Source organism: Streptomyces sp. NPDC093591, from assembly GCF_044764885.1.
Taxonomy (GTDB): domain Bacteria; phylum Actinomycetota; class Actinomycetes; order Streptomycetales; family Streptomycetaceae; genus Streptomyces.
On the sequence record NZ_JBIWIY010000003.1, the window covers coordinates 1 to 18,303 of the forward strand.

Sequence of the window (18,303 nt, forward strand, 5' to 3'; positions counted from 1 at the left end):
GCTGCCCCTTCGACCCCGCCTCCCTGGGGGCCTGCGGCCCCCAGACCCCCGCTTCGGCCCTGAACGGGCCTCGTCCTCAAACGCCGGACGGGCTGAGATGCGTGGGCCGGCGTCGAGAGGTTGAGCACGCTGCACGGTGGGGGTTGGGGACGGGGCCGGCCTCAGGTGAGGGCGGTGTCGGTGGGGGCGGGGAGGTACGGGGCCGTCGACGGTAGGCCCAGGTCCGACGGGAGCAAGGAGCCGACCCAGCAGTCTCGGTGTACGCCCTGGTGGACGAGGGCGGCGCGGAGGGTGCCCTCAAGGGTGAAGCCGGCGCGTTCCGCGACTGCGCGGGAGGGGTGGTTGCCGACTTCCGCGCGCCATTCCAGGCGGTCGATGGAGAGGCGGGTGAAGGCCCAGCGGGACGCGGTGAGGACGGCCTCGGTGATGTAGCCGTTGCCGCGGTGCTTCTTCGTGCCCCAGAAACCGATTTCGGCCCCGCTCATGGAACGCATCGTGAGACCGAGCATGCCGACCAGGTCCTCCCCTTCGGGGAGGAAGAGCCCCCAGGTGAACATCGAACCGTTCGTCCAGCCCTCGGGGACCAGTTGTTCCGTGAAGCTGTGGGCGTGCTCGTACAGGTAGGGCGAGGGGAGCGTGGTCCAGCGCAGGATGTCGGGGTCCTGGACGGCCTCGTACACGGCATCGGTGTCCTTCGGGCCGACCGTGCGCATCAGGAGGCGGCCGGTGGTGAGCGTGACGGGTTCCATCGGCCGATTCTGCTTCGGGGGCCGTGGCGAGCGCCATCTTTTACGGAGCGGTGTGTGAGCGTGTGATCGCATTTCGCGCAATTCGTGGGCGGAACGCGGCACCATCTGCGACCCCCGGCCGTTGTCCCCTTTGACGGAGATTTGAAGCATCGGACGGTCGGCGTCACCGGCAGGCTCCCGGCGTGGCGGGGTCCTCGCATACGATGGCCGTTGCTCAGTCAAGTCAAATGGAAACCGACCGTCCCAGGCCCGACCGGCAAGGAGACCAACCCCCGTGTCCGTCCTCTCGAAGATCATGCGTGCAGGCGAAGGCAAGATCCTGCGCAAGCTGCACCGCATCGCGGACCAGGTCAACTCCATCGAAGAGGACTTCGTCGACCTCTCCGACGCCGAGCTGCGGGCCCTCACCGATGAGTACAAGCAGCGGTACGCCGATGGTGAGAGCCTGGATGATCTGCTCCCGGAGGCCTTCGCCACCGTGCGCGAGGCCGCCAAGCGTGCGCTCGGCCAGCGTCACTACGACGTGCAGATCATGGGCGGCGCCGCCCTCCACCTCGGCTATGTGGCCGAGATGAAGACCGGTGAGGGCAAGACGCTCGTCGGCACGCTGCCCGCGTATCTGAACGCGCTGTCCGGCAAGGGCGTCCACCTGATCACGGTCAACGACTACCTGGCCGAGCGCGACTCGGAGATGATGGGCCGCGTCCACAAGTTCCTGGGCCTGAGCGTCGGTTGCATCCTCGCCAACATGACACCGGCCCAGCGCCGCGAGCAGTACGCGTGCGACATCACCTACGGCACGAACAACGAGTTCGGCTTCGACTACCTGCGCGACAACATGGCGTGGTCCAAGGACGAACTCGTCCAGCGCGGCCACAACTTCGCCATCGTCGATGAGGTCGACTCCATCCTCGTCGACGAGGCCCGTACGCCGCTGATCATCTCCGGCCCGGCCGACCAGGCCACCAAGTGGTACGGCGACTTCGCCAAGCTGGTCACCCGCCTGAAGAAGGGCGAGGCAGGCAACCCGCTCAAGGGCATCGAGGAGACCGGCGACTACGAGGTCGACGAGAAGAAGCGCACGGTCGCCATCCACGAGTCCGGTGTCGCCAAGGTCGAGGACTGGCTGGGCATCGACAACCTCTACGAGTCGGTGAACACGCCTCTGGTGGGCTACCTGAACAACGCCATCAAGGCGAAGGAGCTCTTCAAGAAGGACAAGGACTACGTCGTCATGAACGGCGAAGTCATGATCGTCGATGAGCACACCGGCCGTATCCTCGCCGGCCGCCGGTACAACGAGGGCATGCACCAGGCGATCGAGGCGAAGGAAGGGGTGGACATCAAGGACGAGAACCAGACCCTCGCCACGATCACCCTCCAGAACTTCTTCCGCCTCTACAAGCGCCATGACCACGACGGCAAGGAACAGCCCGGTCTGTGCGGCATGACCGGTACGGCGATGACCGAGGCCGCCGAGTTCCACCAGATCTACAAGCTCGGTGTGGTCCCGATCCCGACGAACAAGCCGATGGTCCGCAAGGACCAGTCGGACCTGATCTACCGCACCGAGGTCGCGAAGTTCGAGGCGGTCGTCGACGACATCGTCGAGAAGCACGAGAAGGGCCAGCCGATCCTCGTCGGTACGACGTCGGTCGAGAAGTCCGAATACCTCTCGCAGCAGCTGTCCAAGCGCGGTGTCCAGCACGAGGTGCTGAACGCCAAGCAGCACGACCGTGAGGCGATCATCGTCGCCCAGGCCGGCCGCAAGGGTGCCGTGACCGTGGCCACCAACATGGCCGGCCGTGGCACCGACATCAAGCTCGGCGGCAACCCCGAGGACCTCGCCGAGGCGGAGCTGCGCCAGCGCGGCCTCGACCCCGAGGAGCACATCGAGGAGTGGGCCGCGGCCCTGCCCGCCGCCCTGGAGAAGGCCGAGCAGGCGGTCAAGGCGGAGTTCGAGGAGGTCAAGGACCTCGGCGGGCTCTACGTCCTCGGCACCGAGCGGCACGAGTCGCGTCGTATCGACAACCAGCTGCGCGGTCGTTCCGGCCGTCAGGGCGACCCCGGTGAGTCGCGCTTCTACCTGTCGCTCGGCGACGACCTGATGCGCCTGTTCAAGGCCCAGATGGTCGAGCGCGTCATGTCGATGGCGAACGTCCCGGACGACGTGCCGATCGAGAACAAGATGGTCACGCGCGCGATCGCGTCCGCCCAGTCGCAGGTCGAGCAGCAGAACTTCGAGACCCGTAAGAACGTCCTGAAGTACGACGAGGTCCTCAACCGCCAGCGTGAGGTCATCTACGGCGAGCGGCGCCGCGTCCTGGAGGGCGAGGACCTGCACGAGCAGGTGCAGCACTTCATGGACGACACGATCGACGCGTACGTCGGCGCGGAGACCGCCGAGGGCTTCGCCGAGGAGTGGGACCTGGACCGGCTGTGGGGCGCCTTCAAGCAGCTCTATCCGGTGAAGGTCACCATCGAGGAGCTGGAGGAGGCGGCCGGCGACCGGGCCGGGCTGACCGCCGAGTTCATCGCCGAGTCCATCAAGGACGACATCCACGACCAGTACGCGGCGCGTGAGGCGCAGCTCGGCTCCGAGATCATGCGTGAGCTGGAGCGCCGGGTCGTCCTGTCGGTCCTGGACCGCAAGTGGCGCGAGCACCTCTACGAGATGGACTACCTCCAGGAGGGCATCGGCCTGCGCGCGATGGCGCAGAAGGACCCGCTGGTCGAGTACCAGCGCGAGGGCTTCGACATGTTCACCGCGATGATGGAGGGCATCAAGGAGGAGTCCGTCGGCTACCTGTTCAACCTGGAGGTCCAGGTCGAGCAGCAGGTCGAGGAGGTCCCGGTCGAGGACACCAAGCCGGTGGCCGACCTCGAGAAGAAGGACGCCGTGCCGGCGCAGGCGGGCGCGCGTCCCGAGATCCGCGCCAAGGGCCTCGAAGCCCCGCGCCGCCCGGACCGGCTGCACTACACCGCGCCCAAGGTGGACGGCGAGGGTGACATCGTCGAGGGCGACTTCACCAACGACGACGAGCCGGTGCGCTCCGAGGCCGACGGCCTCACGCGCGCGGAGCGGCGCAAGCAGTCGCGTGGTGGTCGCCGCCGCAAGAAGTAACGCGCGAGAAGTAACGCCGGGGTGCGAGCGTCGCACGGGTGCGGCGCCGTCGGGATGACGGTGACGGCGCCGGTGCCGGTACCCGTGGCGTCGTAACGACTGGAAAGGGCCGGGTCTCCTGTGGGGGCCCGGCCCTTCGGTGTGCGTGGCCCGCTGGCGACCCCTCCAGGGGGCCCGCCGCTTCGGTCAGTCGTCGTCGGGGCGTGGCCTGCGAGGGCCGCCCAGTTCCACCGCCGTGCAGCGCCAGCGGAGGTCCCCGCCCTGCTCCAGGCGGAAGGCCATGGCGCGCAGTTGGTCGCCGGCGCCGATGCGGGCGAAGGCCTCGATGGCTCCCGGGCGGGGCTCGAAGTATCCGATGTCGCGGACGACGGGACGGGTGCCGCGGGCGCGCAGGGGACCGCGTTCCGCGAGCCAGGCGAGTTCGTCGTAGGCGCGGCCGGCGGTGTGGCGGAGCATCGAGTGGACGGGGCGCTGGCCGCTCAGGACCAGAAGCAGGCGGTCGGCGAAGACGTCGGTGGGGCGGAGTTGGGGGATCTGGGCGATCGGGCTCGGGGAGGCCTGCGCCGGGACGAGGTGGGGTGGGTGAGCCCCTTGGGCCCCTCGCGCCCCTTGCCTCGCGGGGGCCTGCGGGGCGTCCCACGTCGGGGCTGGGGCGGTCGAGTGGTCCGCGTGGATCGACGCCGACGGGGTGCCGACCAGCTCTGGGACGGGGGCCGGTCCGGTGGTCTGACTGTCGGCGGGCGCTGCGGGCGCCGCTGCCCGCGGATGGGCGTGGGTGGGCACGACGGTGATCCCCGCGATGGTGGGCGGGCGGTTGTCCGTGGGCCGCGTGCGGGTGAGGGCTTGCGTCGTGCCCGGTGAGTTCGGTGGGCGGCCGTCGGGCGACGTCGTACGGGATGCGCCGTGGCTCGGCGTGCGGGGCGGGGTGCCGCCGGGGCGGCGGGTGTCGCGGCGGCCGGGCGGGCGGGTGCCGGGGCGGTGCTGTGCCCTGGTCATGACCTTGTTCATGGAGTCCCCGTTCGGTGAACCCGGAGTGATACCGGGCAGTAACTTCGCGGTCGGTGATCTTGTACGGGGTTCCGGGCGTCGAGAGCAAGGAAGGCGGGGCCCGGACGGGGCGGCCGGAATGTTCACTTATCTGGGTGACCAACGCCCGCGGAAGGCCGTGATGGCGGGCCCGCACCGGGTGAGTTCCCGGACCGGAGTGGACGCCGGGCGAGGTGGTGGTGGGGACTCGAAAGGGGACGCCCGGACGTATCCTGAAGGCCGTCCGGGAGGTGCGGGACACGCCCTCCCGAGTCCTTGCGGAGCCCACGAACACGAAAGCGGTCGGCCATGCGCGTCTACGTCCCCCTGACCCTCCCCGGTCTCGCCGAGGCCCACAAGACGGGTGAGCTGGGGACCGGGCCGCTCGTCGCGTACGGCGTCACGCCCGCGTTGCGCGAGTGGTATCTCTCCGACGACATCGAGGAGTTGGAGTACGCGGCGCTGAACCGGGCCGCGCTGGCCTCGCTGCGGCTGCTGGCGGCGGACGCCGGGGCGGCGCGGCGCCGGGTCGTGGTCGCCGTCGACGTGCCCGACGGGGCGGCGGTCGCCGATCCCGACCGGGGGCTGGATCCGTCGACGCTGGGTGAGGTGCGGATCGCCGGGGGCGTGGCGTTGGCCAAGGCGGCCGCCGTGCATGTCGACTCGGGTGACGCGGAGGCGGACGTGGCGGCGGCCGCCGAGGCGCTGGCGGCGGCGGACGGCGGGGACGACGACGCGCAGTTCGTCGTGGACGGGGCCGAGGACCACGAGCTGCTGTGGTACGCGACCCAGGAGATTCCGAACCTGGTGGGGCTGGGGGACTGAGCGCGGCGGCGTCCCTCGACCCGGCTATACGCCCGGATGCCTCGTCGACCTGCTGTTCTCTTGATTGTCAGTGGTGGCGGGTACGGTTTTGGGCATGGGGAAGCAGGTAGGAGCGCACATCGTCTGGGACTGGAACGGGACGCTGTTCCACGACAATGACGCGATCATCGGGGCGACGAACGCGGCGTTCGCCGAGCTGGGGCTGGATCCGATCACGATGGAGCAGTACCGGGCGTTGTACTGCGTGCCGGTGCCGAAGTTCTACGAGCGGTTGCTCGGGCGGCTGCCGACCGACGTCGAGTGGGAGGTCATGGACGAGACCTTCCACCGGTACTACACCGAGCACCGGGTGAGATGCGGGCTCACCGAGGGTGTGGCGGAGCTGCTCGTGGAGTGGCGGTCGGCGGGGCGCAGCCAGTCGATCCTCAGCATGTACGGGCATGAGGAACTCGTTCCGCTGGTACGGGGGTTCGGGATCGAGGAGCACTTCATACGCGTCGACGGGCGGACCGGGCCTTCCGGGGGCAGCAAGGCCGAGCACATGGTGCGGCACATCGAGGCGCTCGTGAGCGTGGATCCGGCTCGCACGGTGGTGATCGGGGACGCGGCCGACGATGCCGTGGCGGCGCTGCATGTGGGGGCGCGGGCCGTGCTGTACACCGGCGGGTCGCACAGCCGGGCCAGTCTGGAGGAGGTTGGGGTGCCGGTGGTGGACTCCCTGGGGGAGGCGGTTGCGGAGGCGGAGCGGCTGGCGGCGTAGGGGGCGGTCAGCCTGGGCCCGGCGGGCAGGTGCCATGCGGTGGGGTCTGGGCGGGAGTGGGTGCGCGGCCCGGCGTTACGGGGTGCCGCTCTCTTGGGGACACGTGCCGCCCCGGCGGCACCGCCGGTCGGTTACGTCACCGGTGCCTTCGCTCGCAGTACCGTCAGGAACTCGCGCATCCAGCCGGGGTGGTCCGGCCAGGCGCGGGAGGAGACCAGGGTGCCGTCGACCACCGCCTCGGCGTCCTGGAAGGTGGCGCCGGCCGCCTGCATGTCCAGTTCCAGGGCGGGGTACGCCGTGACGCGGCGGCCGCGGAGGCTGTCGATCGAGGCGGTGAGCAGGGGGCCGTGGCAGATCTGGGCGACCGGTTTGTCGGCGTCGAAGAACGACTTGAGGATCTTGCGGAGTTCGGGGTCGTTGCGGAGGTACTCGGGGGCTCGGCCGCCGGGGATGACGACGGCGACGTAGTCACCGGGGTCGACCTCGGAGAAGGCGAGGTCCGCGGGCCAGGTGTAGCCGGGTTTCTCGGTGTAGGTGTCGAAGCCGGGTTCGAAGTCGTGGACGACGAACCGGAGCTGCTTGCGGGCCGGGGCCGCGATGTGGACGTCGTAGCCCTCTTCGCGGAGGCGCTGGTAGGGGTAGAGGACCTCCAGTGACTCTGCGGCGTCGCCGGTGACGATGAGGATTTTCGCTGTCATGTCGGGTGCGCTCCTCTTGTGGGCCGTGGTCTGCGTCTCCGTAGGGCCTTACGGGCAACGTGCCTCGGGGAGGGGGGCTTGCCAAGGGGGTGGGCGGCTTGAGGGGGCCGGGTTCGGTGGGTTTCGGTTGCCGGTGTTCGGCGGGTGGACCGGCGTTGCGGCTGAGGCGGAGTGCGTCGCGCGGACCGGCGTTTGCGGGGTGCCGTCCGTGCCCATCCGTGCCGGCCCAGCGGCACGACTGCCCGCAGTTGTGCGCGCCCCGCCGCTTCCTTCGTAGGTGTTGCCCTGTGGCTGCGGGTACCGCTGTTTTCGGACACGGGCTGCCTCCCGAGGGCGTGCTTGCGCCCCGGTTTTCCGCCTGTGCTCCGCCTCGGCCGCACAACCAGCCTCCCTCTCGCCACCCCGCCCCGCCAGTTACGCCCTACCCACCCCCTTCGCCCCTGTGCAGAACGTCAAAGTTCCACCCCCGGTTTTGTACACATACGGCTCATGACGGGCCCCCTGTAAGGAGCGATAGCCTTAGTGGCGTGATCAGCGCGATAGCTCGCGGGGGCAGTGTTGCCCCTGCCCTGCGCCCGGGCAGCACGGACGACATCCGTGGCCGGGCGGCGGTCGCTGGTCTTCGCGGGCGGGAGGGGGGCGTAAGGGCTCCCGGGACGTCATGCACACCCTGGGCCCGGACGTCGCAGAGAGCAGCGTCACACCCCGTGAGCAGCTCAAGATTGGCTCATATATCCCCGCTCATCTCACCTCGCGGCATAGCGTCGAAGCAGACCGGACACCCCGCGTCGCGGCGTTACGCCGGAGGGGAAGAGACCGTACTTCCTTCAACGTCACGCAACGGCGCGCGACAGGAGCCAGAGGACAATGCAGACCAAGCTGGACGAAGCCAAGGCCGAGCTGCTCGAGAGGGCCGCCCGGGTAGCTGAGAACAGCCCGGTCGGGGGGTATCTACCGACCGGGACGACGGACGAGAGCACCGCCGGCACCCCGGACCACGACACGGTGCTCGCGTTCCTCCAGCGCTACTACCTGCACACCGCCCCGGAGGACCTCAGCGACCGCGACCCGGTCGACATCTTCGGAGCCGCCTTCTCGCACTACCGGCTGGCCGAGAACCGCCCCCAGGGCACGGCCAACGTGCGGGTGCACACACCCACCGTGGAAGAGAACGGGTGGACCTGCAGCCACTCCGTCGTCGAAGTCGTCACCGACGACATGCCCTTCCTGGTCGATTCGGTGACCAACGAGCTGACCCGGCAGGGACGCGGGATCCATGTGGTCATCCACCCGCAGGTCTGCGTCCGCCGCGACGTCACCGGCAAGCTCATCGAGGTGCTGCCCGAGACGCCCGCAGGCGAGCTGCCGCACGACACGCACACCGAGTCCTGGATCCACGTCGAGATCGACCGTGAGACCGACCGCGCCGATCTGAAGCAGATCACCGCCGACCTGCTGCGCGTCCTGTCCGACGTCCGCGAGGCCGTCGAGGACTGGAGCAAGATGCGCGACGCGGCCCTGCGCATGGCCGACGAACTGCCCCGGGAGCCGACGTCCGACCTGCGTGAACAGGAGATCGAGGAGGCCCGCGAGCTGCTGCGCTGGCTGGCCGACGACCACTTCACCTTCCTCGGCTACCGCGAGTACGAGCTGCGCGAGGACGACTCGCTGGCCGCCGTGCCCGGCACCGGCCTCGGCATCCTGCGCTCCGACCCGCACCACTCCGAGACCGACAGCCACCCGGTCAGCCCGTCCTTCGAGCGGCTGCCCGCCGACGCCCGCGCCAAGGCCCGCGAGCACAAGCTCCTCATCCTCACCAAGGCCAACAGCCGGGCGACCGTGCACCGGCCGTCGTACCTCGACTACGTCGGCGTGAAGAAGTTCGACGAGAACGGGGAGGTCGTCGGCGAGCGGCGCTTCCTGGGTCTGTTCTCCTCCGCCGCCTACACCGAGTCGGTCCGGCGCGTGCCCGTCGTCCGGCGCAAGGTCGACGACGTGCTGCAGGTCGCCGGGTTCTCGCCGCACAGCCACGACGGGCGCGACCTGCTGCAGATCCTGGAGACGTACCCGCGCGACGAGCTCTTCCAGACCCCGGTCCCCGAGCTCCAGCGCATCGCCACCTCCGTGCTCTACCTCCAGGAGCGCAGGCGGCTGCGCCTCTACCTCCGCCAGGACGAGTACGGGCGTTACTACTCCGCCCTCGTCTACCTGCCCCGCGACCGCTACACCACCGGCGTGCGGCTGCGGATCATCGACATCCTGAAGGAGGAACTCGGCGGCACCAGCGTCGACTTCACCGCCTGGAACACCGAGTCGATCCTCTCCCGGCTGCACTTCGTCGTGCGTGTCCCGCAGGGCACCGAGCTGCCGCAGCTCAGCGACAGCGACAAGGAACGCATCGAGGCGCGTCTCGTCGAGGCAGCCCGCTCCTGGGCCGACGGGTTCGCCGACGCGCTCAACGCGGAACTCGGCGAGGAGCGCGCCGCCGAGCTGCTGCGCCGCTACTCGGGCGCCTTCCCCGAGGGCTACAAGGCCGACCACGGCCCGCGCTCCGCGGTCTCCGACCTCGTCCACCTCGAACAGCTCACCGAGGAGAACAACTTCTCGCTGAGCCTGTACGAGCCGGTCGGCGCCGCCCCCGAGGAACGCCGGTTCAAGATCTACCGCAAGGGCGCGGCCGTCTCGCTGTCCGCGGTCCTGCCGGTCCTCAGCCGGCTCGGCGTCGAGGTCGTCGACGAGCGGCCGTACGAACTGCGCTGCTCCGACCGCAGCGTCGCCTGGATCTACGACTTCGGCCTGCGCATGCCCAAGTCGAAGGGCGCCGGCGACTATCTCGGCGACGACGCGCGCGAGCGGTTCTCGGAGGCCTTCGCCGCGACCTGGACCGGCAAGGCGGAGAACGACGGCTTCAACGCCCTTGTGCTGAGCGCCGGGCTGACCTGGCGGCAGGCCATGGTGCTGCGGGCGTACGCCAAGTACCTGCGGCAGGCGGGCTCCACCTTCTCGCAGGACTACATGGAGGACACCCTCCGCAACAACGTCCACACCACCCGCCTCCTCGTCTCCCTGTTCGAGGCGCGGATGTCGCCGGACCGCCAGAGCGCGGGCCGCGAGATCGTGGACGCGCTGCTCGAAGAGGTCGACGCGGCGCTCGACCAGGTGGCGAGCCTCGACGAGGACCGGATCCTGCGATCCTTCCTCACCGTCATCAAGGCGACGCTGCGGACGAACTTCTTCCAGGAGGCGGCGGGCGGCCAGCCGCACGACTACGTCTCCATGAAGTTCGACCCGCAGGCCATCCCCGACCTGCCCGCGCCGCGCCCGGCGTACGAGATCTGGGTCTACTCGCCGCGCGTCGAGGGTGTGCACCTGCGCTTCGGCAAGGTCGCGCGAGGAGGTCTGCGCTGGTCCGACCGGCGTGAGGACTTCCGGACCGAGATCCTCGGCCTGGTCAAGGCGCAGATGGTGAAGAACACCGTCATCGTGCCGGTCGGCGCCAAGGGCGGCTTCGTCGCCAAGCAGCTGCCGGACCCGTCCGTGGACCGGGACGCGTGGCTGGCGGAGGGCATCGCCAGCTACAAGACGTTCATCTCGGCACTGCTCGACATCACCGACAACATGGTGGCCGGGGAAGTCGTGCCGCCCGCCGACGTCGTCCGGCACGACGAGGACGACACCTACCTCGTCGTCGCCGCCGACAAGGGCACCGCGACCTTCTCCGACATCGCCAACGGGGTCGCCGAGCAGTACAACTTCTGGCTCGGGGACGCCTTCGCCTCCGGCGGCTCGGCCGGCTACGACCACAAGGGCATGGGCATCACCGCCCGCGGCGCCTGGGAGTCCGTCAAGCGGCACTTCCGCGAACTGGGCGTGGACACGCAGAGCGAGGACTTCACGGTCGTCGGCATCGGCGACATGTCCGGTGACGTGTTCGGCAACGGCATGCTGCTCAGCGAGCACATCCGCCTGGTGGCCGCCTTCGACCACCGGCACATCTTCATCGACCCGAAGCCCGACGCGGCCACCTCCTATGCCGAGCGCCGCCGCATCTTCGAGCTGCCGCGCTCCAGCTGGGAGGACTACGACACCGACCTCATCTCGTCCGGTGGCGGCGTCTTCCCCCGCAGCGCCAAGGCGATCCAGGTCAACGCCCACATCCGCGAGGCCCTCGGCATCGAGGGCAAGGTCTCCAAGATGACGCCGGCCGAGCTGATGAAGGCCATCCTCAAGGCGCCGGTGGACCTGCTGTGGAACGGCGGCATCGGCACGTACGTCAAGGCGTCCACCGAGACCCACGCGGACGTCGGCGACAAGGCCAACGACCCGATCCGCGTCGACGGCGCCGACCTGCGCGTCAAGGTCGTCGGCGAGGGCGGCAACCTGGGCCTGACCCAGCTCGGCCGGATCGAGTTCGCGCTGCACGGCGGCCGGATCAACACCGACGCCATCGACAACAGCGCGGGCGTGGACACCTCCGACCACGAGGTGAACATCAAGATCCTGCTCAACGGCCTGGTCGCGGACGGCGACATGACCGTCAAGCAGCGCAACAAGCTGCTCGCCGAGATGACCGACGAGGTCGGCCGCCTGGTCCTGCGCAACAATTACGCGCAGAACACGGCGATCGCCAACGCCCTCGCCCAGTCCAAGGACATGCTCCACGCCCAGCAGCGCTTCATGAAGCACCTGGCCAGGGAGGGGCACCTGGACCGGGCGCTGGAGTTCCTGCCCACCGACCGCCAGATCCGCGAACGCCTCGCCACCGGCCACGGCCTGACCGGCCCGGAGACGGCCGTCCTGCTGGCGTACACGAAGATCACGGTCGCCGACGAGCTGCTGCACACCTCGCTGCCCGACGACCCGTACCTGAGCACGCTGCTGCACGCGTACTTCCCGAGCGCGCTGCGCGAGCAGTTCCCCGGGCACCTCGTCAGCCACCCGCTGCGCCGTGAGATCACCACGACCGTGCTGGTCAACGACACGGTCAACACGGGCGGTACGACGTATCTGCACCGGCTGCGCGAGGAGACCGGTGCCTCGCTGGAGGAGATCGTCCGGGCGCAGACCGTGGCCCGCGCGATCTTCCGCTCGGCGGCCGTCTGGGACGCGGTCGAGGCGCTCGACAACAAGGTGCAGGCCGACGTCCAGACCCGGATCAGGCTGCACTCGCGCCGACTCGTCGAGCGCGGCACGCGCTGGCTGCTGAACAACCGGCCGCAGCCGCTGGAGCTCGTCGACACCGTCGACTTCTTCGCCGAGCGGGTCGAGCAGGTGTGGTCGCAGCTGCCGAAGCTGCTGCGCGGCGCGGACCTCGACTGGTACCAGCAGATCTACGACGAGCTGTCCGGCGCCGGTGTCCCGGACGAACTCGCCACCCGGGTGGCCGGGTTCTCCTCCGCCTTCCCCACGCTGGACATCGTGTCGGTGGCCGACCGCATGAGCCGGGACCCGATGGATGTCGCCGAGGTCTATTACGACCTCGCCGACCGCCTGCACATCACCCAGCTCATGGACCGCATCATCGAGCTGCCCCGTGCCGACCGCTGGCAGTCCATGGCCCGCGCCTCCATCCGCGAGGACCTCTACGCCGCCCACGCGGCCCTGACCTCGGACGTCCTGGCGGCCGGCGACGGCACCGCAACACCCGAGCAGCGCTTCAAGGCGTGGGAGCACAAGAACACGGCGATCCTGGGCCGGGCCCGCACGACCCTGGAGGAGATCCAGGGCTCGGAGGCCTTCGATCTGGCCAACCTCTCGGTGGCCATGCGGACCATGCGAACGCTGCTGCGGACGCACTCGTAGGCCGTACGGGTATCTAGGCCGTACGAGTTTCAGGGCGCCCCGGGTCGTGATGGCCCGGGGCGCCTCCGGCTATGGCTGGAGAGGTGACTGCCAACCTCTCCGCGGAGCCGGAGCCGGAGCCGGAGCCGGGGCCGGGGGCGGGGGCCAGGAAGTACGGCCGGCTGCGACGTGCGCTTCCCGCACTCGTCGCCGCCGCCTTCGTGCTGCTGCACCTCTTCGGCTACCCGGCGACCCGCTTCTCCAACGACTCGTACCGCTACACCCGCGAGGCGTACGAGTTCCTCGGCGACACACCGGGCGAGGCCACCCGGAAGGCGGTGGCCGCCTACTGCGCGGACACGGCCAGGCTGGTCCACCGCAACCGCAGGCTCGACCAGCTCGCGTTCCGCGACCCGGGCCGGGAGGCCGCGTACGCGCGGCGGTGCGAGCAGAGGTACGCGAACGGGCTGGAGCCCACCGACCCGCGCTACGAGAGGATCTTCCACACCAGGCCCGGATACCCCCTGATCGCCGCTCCCTTCGTGGCGCTGCTCGGCGCGAAGGCCGGACTCACGCTGGTCGCCGTCGCCTTCACCACGCTGACCGGATACCTCGTGTACCTGCTGCTCCGCGCGCTGCGGGCGCCGCCTCCCACCGCCGTACTCGGCCAGGTCCTGTCGTATGTGACACCGCTCGCTTCCTGGGGTGGCCGACCGCTCACCGAAGGCCCGACCCTCGCGGGGCTGAGCGCGCTGCTGCTGGCCTCGGTGTGGCTGCTCCGGCGTCGTGTGCCGGCCGGGGTGCTGCTGTTCACGGGGGCCTTCGGGTTCGGGCTCGCCGTCAGGTACTCGAGTTTTCTGATGGCGGCACCGGCCCTCGCGGCCGCTGCCTGCGCCGCGCTGTTGTTCGTCCCGGGTACCCGGCACCGCGGCACGTGGTGGCTGGCCGGCCTGTCGGCGGGTGGCACGTCGGTCGCGCTGGGGCTGGGCAGGGCACTGGATCTGCCCGGCATGAGCGACTCGCTCCAGGACACCTTCACCCTGCACTGGACCCGGCCCGAGATCGCCGACCCGTGGGCCGCCCTCGTCCGCCTCAATCGCCACTACTGGGTGCAGTGGCTCCAGAACGAGGCCCTGGCGCCCCTGCTGCTCTTCCTGCTCGCGGTGGGGGCGTGGGGCGTGTGGCAGCGCTCGGTGCCGGTGGCGCTGTGCGTGCTCGCGGTGGGGGCGACCGGGTTCGCGGCGACGGTGGCGCATCCGCTCGCGGTCGAGCTGGACCGGCTGTACGTCCCGGTGTGGCTGATCGCGGTGATCGGTGTGCCGCTGGCGGTGACGCGGTTCAGCGCAGGGCGCTTCGCACCAGTCGTGCCGCCCGTCTCACCTTCGGCCGCGCGATCCGTCGCACCACCGGCCGCACCACCCGGGCCGTGACGCCCACCGGCTGCCATCGCACCTGGAGGCGGCCCGGACCGCGGCCCTCCGGTTCGATCGTGACGCGGTGCGGGGCCGCGCCGGTGCGGTAGTCGATGCGGGCCGTCATGGGCGGGAAGGACAGGGGGGCCAGGAGTACGGCCGTATGGGCCAGGCCCTGGTGTTCGATGCGCAGGAGCGGGTGGCGGACGCCGGCGAAGCCGTGCAGGGGGACGGGCGCCGACGACAGGTCCAGGTGGACGTGGCCCTCGAAGACGCCGGGGCTGACGGGGGAGAGGCGGAACGGCGTCCTGAGGCGGTGCCGGCCGGGGCGGATGAGGAGGCTTGCGCGATGGGGCCCCACCGGGAGGCGCAGACCGGGGTCGTAGGTGCGGATCGTGAGGTCGACCGAGGCGCCGGGGCCACGCGTGAGCTCCGTGATCTCGTGGCGGAACTGCGCGCTGCGGAACGGGCGGGTGTCCAGCTCCAGGTCGGTGACGTCCAGTTCGCGACGGCCCGCGTCCGTGGCCGGGAGGCTGTCGCCCCAGTACGTGTGGCCTTCGGCATCCGGTGTCACCTGCCTCGGCGCCACCCCGTGGCCCAGTCCGCGCGCCGCCAGCCGGGCCTCGGGGAAACGGCGTTCGCGGATCAGCTGCAGGACCACGCGTTCCGCGCGGGGAAGACGGGCATAGGCCGTGGGGGACACGGTGTCCAGGTAAGGGGTCATGATGTCCGCGAAGCCGGCCAGCCACTCGTCGTCGCGGTACGGCAGGTCCCCCGCGTACATCCGGAAGTCGTGCTTGAGGAACTTGTAGTCCTTGTCCTCACGCAGACCGCCGTGCCCGCTCTCGGCGAGGAAATCGTCGATGAGGCGCTGGACCTGGACGCGGTCGCGGACGTTGTCGAGCCGGTGGCGCTGGTTGGAGATCGACGCCGCGTCCGTGGCCGCGTGCGGCGCCACGTACCAGCGGTACACCGGCTCCGGGATGATCGTGAACTCCTTGGCCAGACAGTACGCCTGCGTCGTGAACAGTTGGTCCTCGTAGTGGATGCCCTCCGGGAAGCGCAGGTCGTGCCGGTCCAGGAACGCGCGGGCGTACATCTTGCTCGTCGACAGGTGCTCGAAGAGAAGCCGGGGCTCGGACTCGATGCCGACCACGGTGCGGCGCTCGGCGACCAGGTGCGGCATCCACTTCGTACGCCGTCCGCTGTCCTCCCGGACCCGCACCACGGCGCCCATCGCGAAGTCGATCTCCCGCTCCCGGTGGGCGGCGAGGAGCAACTCCACCGCGCTGTCGGGGAGTTCGTCGTCGCTGTCCAGGAACATCACGTACGGCGCCCGGGCGATCTCCAGGGCACGGTTGCGCGGGGCGCTGCAGCCGCCGCTGTTGTGCGGGAGGCGGAGGTAGTGGATCCGGGGATCCCGGGACGCCAACTCCCTTGCCACGTCCGGGGTTTCGTCCGTCGAGTGGTCGTCGCTGATGACGATCTCGATAGCGGCGTGGGTCTGACGGCGGACCGACTCCACGGCTCGCGGGAGGCGTGCCGCGTCGTTGTGGACGATCACCGTGACCGTGACGTCGGGGACGGTTATGTCCTGGGGTGTGACATCGGGTTTCATCCCGCCTCCCGGGGGCTCGGCGCCGGCGTGCGTTCCTCCAGCGGGATCACCGGCGGCAGGGCGTCCTCGCTCTCGCCCAGGAACACACGGCGTACGACCCGTTCGGCGGCGCGTCCGTCGTCGTACTCGCAGAAGCGGCGCCTGAAGGCCGCCCGGGCCTTCGTCGCGCCCTCGTCGTGCCATGCCTCGGTGGCGAGGATCTCCGCCAGTTCCCGCTGGGTGCGGGCCACTTGGCCCGGGGGCTCGGCCGGCAGGTCGAAGTAGACGCCGCGGGTGGAGCGGTAGGTCTCCCAGTCGTCGGCGTAGATGACGATCGGGCGGTCGAGGTTGGCGTAGTCGAACATGATGGACGAGTAGTCCGTGACCAGCGCGTCCGCGGCCAGGCACAGGTCCTCGACCGGGTCGTAGGCGGAGACGTCGATGATCCGGCCCGTGCGGCGCAGGGCGGTCATCGGGGACGGCCTGCCGTCGTAGAAGTAGTGGCCGCGGATCAGCAGGACCGTGTCCTCGCCGAGTTGGTCGGCGAGGGTGGCGAGGTCGAGGCGGGGGGTCCAGCCGGCCTCGTAGTCGCGGTGGGTGGGTGCGTAGAGGATCGCGCGGTGGGCCGGGGGGATGCCCAGGCGGTCGCGGACGGCGCGGATGTCAGCGGCGGTGGCCGTGTAGAAGACGTCGTTGCGCGGATAGCCGTGGTCGAGGGAGACGAAGCGGGACGGGTACGCGCGCTCCCACATGCGGGTGGAGTGGCTGTTCGCGGAGACGCTGTAGTCCCACTTGTCGATACGGGCCAGCAGGGCCTGGAAGTCGAGGCCCTTGGCGGCGGCCGGGAACTCCATCTGGTCCACGCCCATGCGCTTGAGCGGGGTGCCGTGGTGGGTCTGGAGGTGGACCGCGTCCGGGCGTTTCACGGTCGAGTTGGGGTAGTTGACGTTGTTGACCAGGTACTTCGCCGTGGCCAGCACCTCGCGGTAGCGGCGGGTGCCGGGGAGTACGTGGTCGGTGTGGGGCGGGAGGAGGGGCGCGTTGTCGGGGGTCACCACCCACACCGGGTGGATCTGCGGCGCCAGTTCGGTGAGTTTGGCGGCGATGGCCGCCGGGTTGCAGGCCACCCCGCGGTACCAGTACGCCGCGAACACGGCCAGGTTGGGGTCGACCGGGCGGGAGAAGGACATGCGGTAGTGGTGGTCGCCGAGGGCGGCGGCGACCTGGCGTCCGCGGGTTCGTACGGCCGACTTCGCGGCGCGGCGGGCGCGGTTCGCGGCCTGGAAGGCGCGGTACCTGGTGTACGCGTTCTCTTCGAGGAGGGCGCGGCGGATGGCCTCGGGGCCGTTGGGGGGACGGTGCCCGGGCGGCCGGTGCCGGACGGCCGCTTCGCCGGCGCGGCGGAAGAACTCCCTGGCCACAGGGTCCGGCATGGCGGTGCGGGCGAAGGTGCGCAGACAGTCCTGGACCATGACGTCGTACAGGACGGCCTCGGGGGCGGGGCCGGCCGTGGGCAGGGCGGCGGGGCGGTTCCGGGCGAGGGTGAGCAGCGTGTCGTAGCGGTCGACCAGGGCGTAGTACTCCTCGGCGGTGACCGGGGGGAGGCTCTCGGGGCGCAACTCGTGGTGTTCGTACGCCACTTGGTTCAGGGCGGCGATGTGGTCGGCGAGGAGGAGGGTGGCGTAGGCGGCGAACGGCTCGTCGGGGGTGGTGAGTCGGTCTTCGTGCGCCTGCCAGAAGGGGGTGCGCAGCGCGCGGTTGCCCAGCAGGGGGGTGACGCGGAGCGCGGTGCGGGCGATGTCGCCGAGGGGGCGGGTGGCGCGGCCCGACCGGGCCAGGAGGGGGCCGTCCGCGGAGGGCAGACCGGAGGTCTCCCAGGTGGAGCGGACGTGGTCGAAGAGCAGGACGTCCACGTCGTCCGGCAGTTCCGCGGCGCGCTCGGCGATGGTGCGCGGGGCGCCGACGGGCAGGCCGTCCTTGGCGTGCACGAAGTGCAGCCAGCGGCCGTGGGCCCGGGCCGCCCCCGCCGACCGGGCCGTGGCGTCGTCCGTGCCGTCCGGCAGGGGCAGCACCAGCATCTCCGGGGCGTACGCCTGTGCCGTCTCCTGAGCCCAGGCGCCGACCGCGGCCACGATCACCTCGACGTCGGGGTGGGGGTGCGCGGCCAGCGAGGCGAGGACGCCGGTCAGGCGGTCCTGGGTGTTGGGGCCGTGGACGATGACGCTGAGCTCGGGCATCGCGGGGGCTCCTTCACCGTTTCACCGTTTCACCGTTCCATCGCGCCGGGCGTACCCTGTCCGGCCTAGGAAATAGTGTCACTAATGGGGTGAA

The 18,303-nt window shown here is 70.4% G+C and carries 10 protein-coding genes; 5 read left to right on the top strand and 5 right to left on the bottom strand.

The window, feature by feature from the left end:
- Nucleotides 1-161: 161 nt before the first annotated feature.
- Nucleotides 162-749: a GNAT family N-acetyltransferase gene (locus ACIREI_RS06675; protein WP_403328073.1), complete on the bottom strand. Its 588-nt coding sequence runs from the start codon at nucleotides 747-749 to the stop codon at nucleotides 162-164.
- 274 nt (nucleotides 750-1,023) lie between these two features.
- Here ACIREI_RS06675 and secA point away from each other — a divergent pair, with 274 nt between their 5' ends.
- A complete protein-coding gene (gene secA / locus ACIREI_RS06680) occupies nucleotides 1,024-3,873 on the top strand; it encodes a preprotein translocase subunit SecA (RefSeq protein ID WP_403328075.1) in 2,850 nt (949 codons plus the stop codon).
- Nucleotides 3,874-4,059: 186 nt separating this feature from the next.
- Here the strand turns inward: secA and ACIREI_RS06685 are convergent, their stop codons facing one another.
- Nucleotides 4,060-4,881 carry an Rv3235 family protein gene (locus ACIREI_RS06685; protein WP_403328077.1) on the bottom strand — a complete coding sequence of 274 codons (822 nt, stop codon included), beginning with the start codon at nucleotides 4,879-4,881 and terminating at the stop codon, nucleotides 4,060-4,062.
- A 327-nt stretch (nucleotides 4,882-5,208) separates the two neighbouring features.
- Between ACIREI_RS06685 and ACIREI_RS06690 the strand changes: the two genes are divergently transcribed.
- A complete protein-coding gene (locus tag ACIREI_RS06690; protein ID WP_403328079.1) occupies nucleotides 5,209-5,724 on the top strand; it encodes a DUF6912 family protein in 516 nt (171 codons plus the stop codon).
- A gap of 94 nt (nucleotides 5,725-5,818) precedes the next feature.
- A complete protein-coding gene (locus ACIREI_RS06695; protein WP_403328080.1) occupies nucleotides 5,819-6,484 on the top strand; it encodes an HAD family hydrolase in 666 nt (221 codons plus the stop codon).
- A 131-nt stretch (nucleotides 6,485-6,615) separates the two neighbouring features.
- On the opposite strand, the gene ACIREI_RS06700 is transcribed toward ACIREI_RS06695, so the two are convergent.
- A complete protein-coding gene (locus ACIREI_RS06700) occupies nucleotides 6,616-7,182 on the bottom strand; it encodes a DJ-1/PfpI family protein (RefSeq protein ID WP_403328081.1) in 567 nt (188 codons plus the stop codon).
- An 867-nt stretch (nucleotides 7,183-8,049) separates the two neighbouring features.
- Between ACIREI_RS06700 and ACIREI_RS06705 the strand changes: the two genes are divergently transcribed.
- Nucleotides 8,050-12,984: an NAD-glutamate dehydrogenase gene (locus ACIREI_RS06705; protein ID WP_403328083.1), complete on the top strand. Its 4,935-nt coding sequence runs from the start codon at nucleotides 8,050-8,052 to the stop codon at nucleotides 12,982-12,984.
- Nucleotides 12,985-13,067: 83 nt separating this feature from the next.
- Nucleotides 13,068-14,393: a hypothetical protein gene (locus tag ACIREI_RS06710; protein WP_403328085.1), complete on the top strand. Its 1,326-nt coding sequence runs from the start codon at nucleotides 13,068-13,070 to the stop codon at nucleotides 14,391-14,393.
- Here the strand turns inward: ACIREI_RS06710 and ACIREI_RS06715 are convergent.
- Nucleotides 14,302-15,993 carry a glycosyltransferase family 2 protein gene (locus tag ACIREI_RS06715; RefSeq protein WP_403328087.1) on the bottom strand — a complete coding sequence of 564 codons (1,692 nt, stop codon included), beginning with the start codon at nucleotides 15,991-15,993 and terminating at the stop codon, nucleotides 14,302-14,304. The genes ACIREI_RS06710 and ACIREI_RS06715 overlap by 92 nt on opposite strands.
- Nucleotides 15,990-18,209 carry a CDP-glycerol glycerophosphotransferase family protein gene (locus ACIREI_RS06720; protein ID WP_403328089.1) on the bottom strand — a complete coding sequence of 740 codons (2,220 nt, stop codon included), beginning with the start codon at nucleotides 18,207-18,209 and terminating at the stop codon, nucleotides 15,990-15,992. The genes ACIREI_RS06715 and ACIREI_RS06720 overlap by 4 nt, the downstream gene beginning before the upstream one ends.
- Between the last annotated feature and the right edge of the window lie 94 nt (nucleotides 18,210-18,303).

What these genes read in the sequence shown, in the direction of transcription:
- ACIREI_RS06675 (WP_403328073.1), bottom strand. Translation starts at nt 749, where the DNA reads ATGGAACCCGTCACGCTCACCACCGGCCGCCTCCTGATGCGCACGGTC.
- ACIREI_RS06685 (WP_403328077.1), bottom strand. Translation starts at nt 4,881, where the DNA reads ATGAACAAGGTCATGACCAGGGCACAGCACCGCCCCGGCACCCGCCCG.
- ACIREI_RS06690 (WP_403328079.1), top strand. Translation starts at nt 5,209, where the DNA reads ATGCGCGTCTACGTCCCCCTGACCCTCCCCGGTCTCGCCGAGGCCCAC.
- ACIREI_RS06695 (WP_403328080.1), top strand. Translation starts at nt 5,819, where the DNA reads ATGGGGAAGCAGGTAGGAGCGCACATCGTCTGGGACTGGAACGGGACG.
- ACIREI_RS06700 (WP_403328081.1), bottom strand. Translation starts at nt 7,182, where the DNA reads ATGACAGCGAAAATCCTCATCGTCACCGGCGACGCCGCAGAGTCACTG.
- ACIREI_RS06705 (WP_403328083.1), top strand. Translation starts at nt 8,050, where the DNA reads ATGCAGACCAAGCTGGACGAAGCCAAGGCCGAGCTGCTCGAGAGGGCC.
- ACIREI_RS06715 (WP_403328087.1), bottom strand. Translation starts at nt 15,993, where the DNA reads ATGAAACCCGATGTCACACCCCAGGACATAACCGTCCCCGACGTCACG.
- ACIREI_RS06720 (WP_403328089.1), bottom strand. Translation starts at nt 18,209, where the DNA reads ATGCCCGAGCTCAGCGTCATCGTCCACGGCCCCAACACCCAGGACCGC.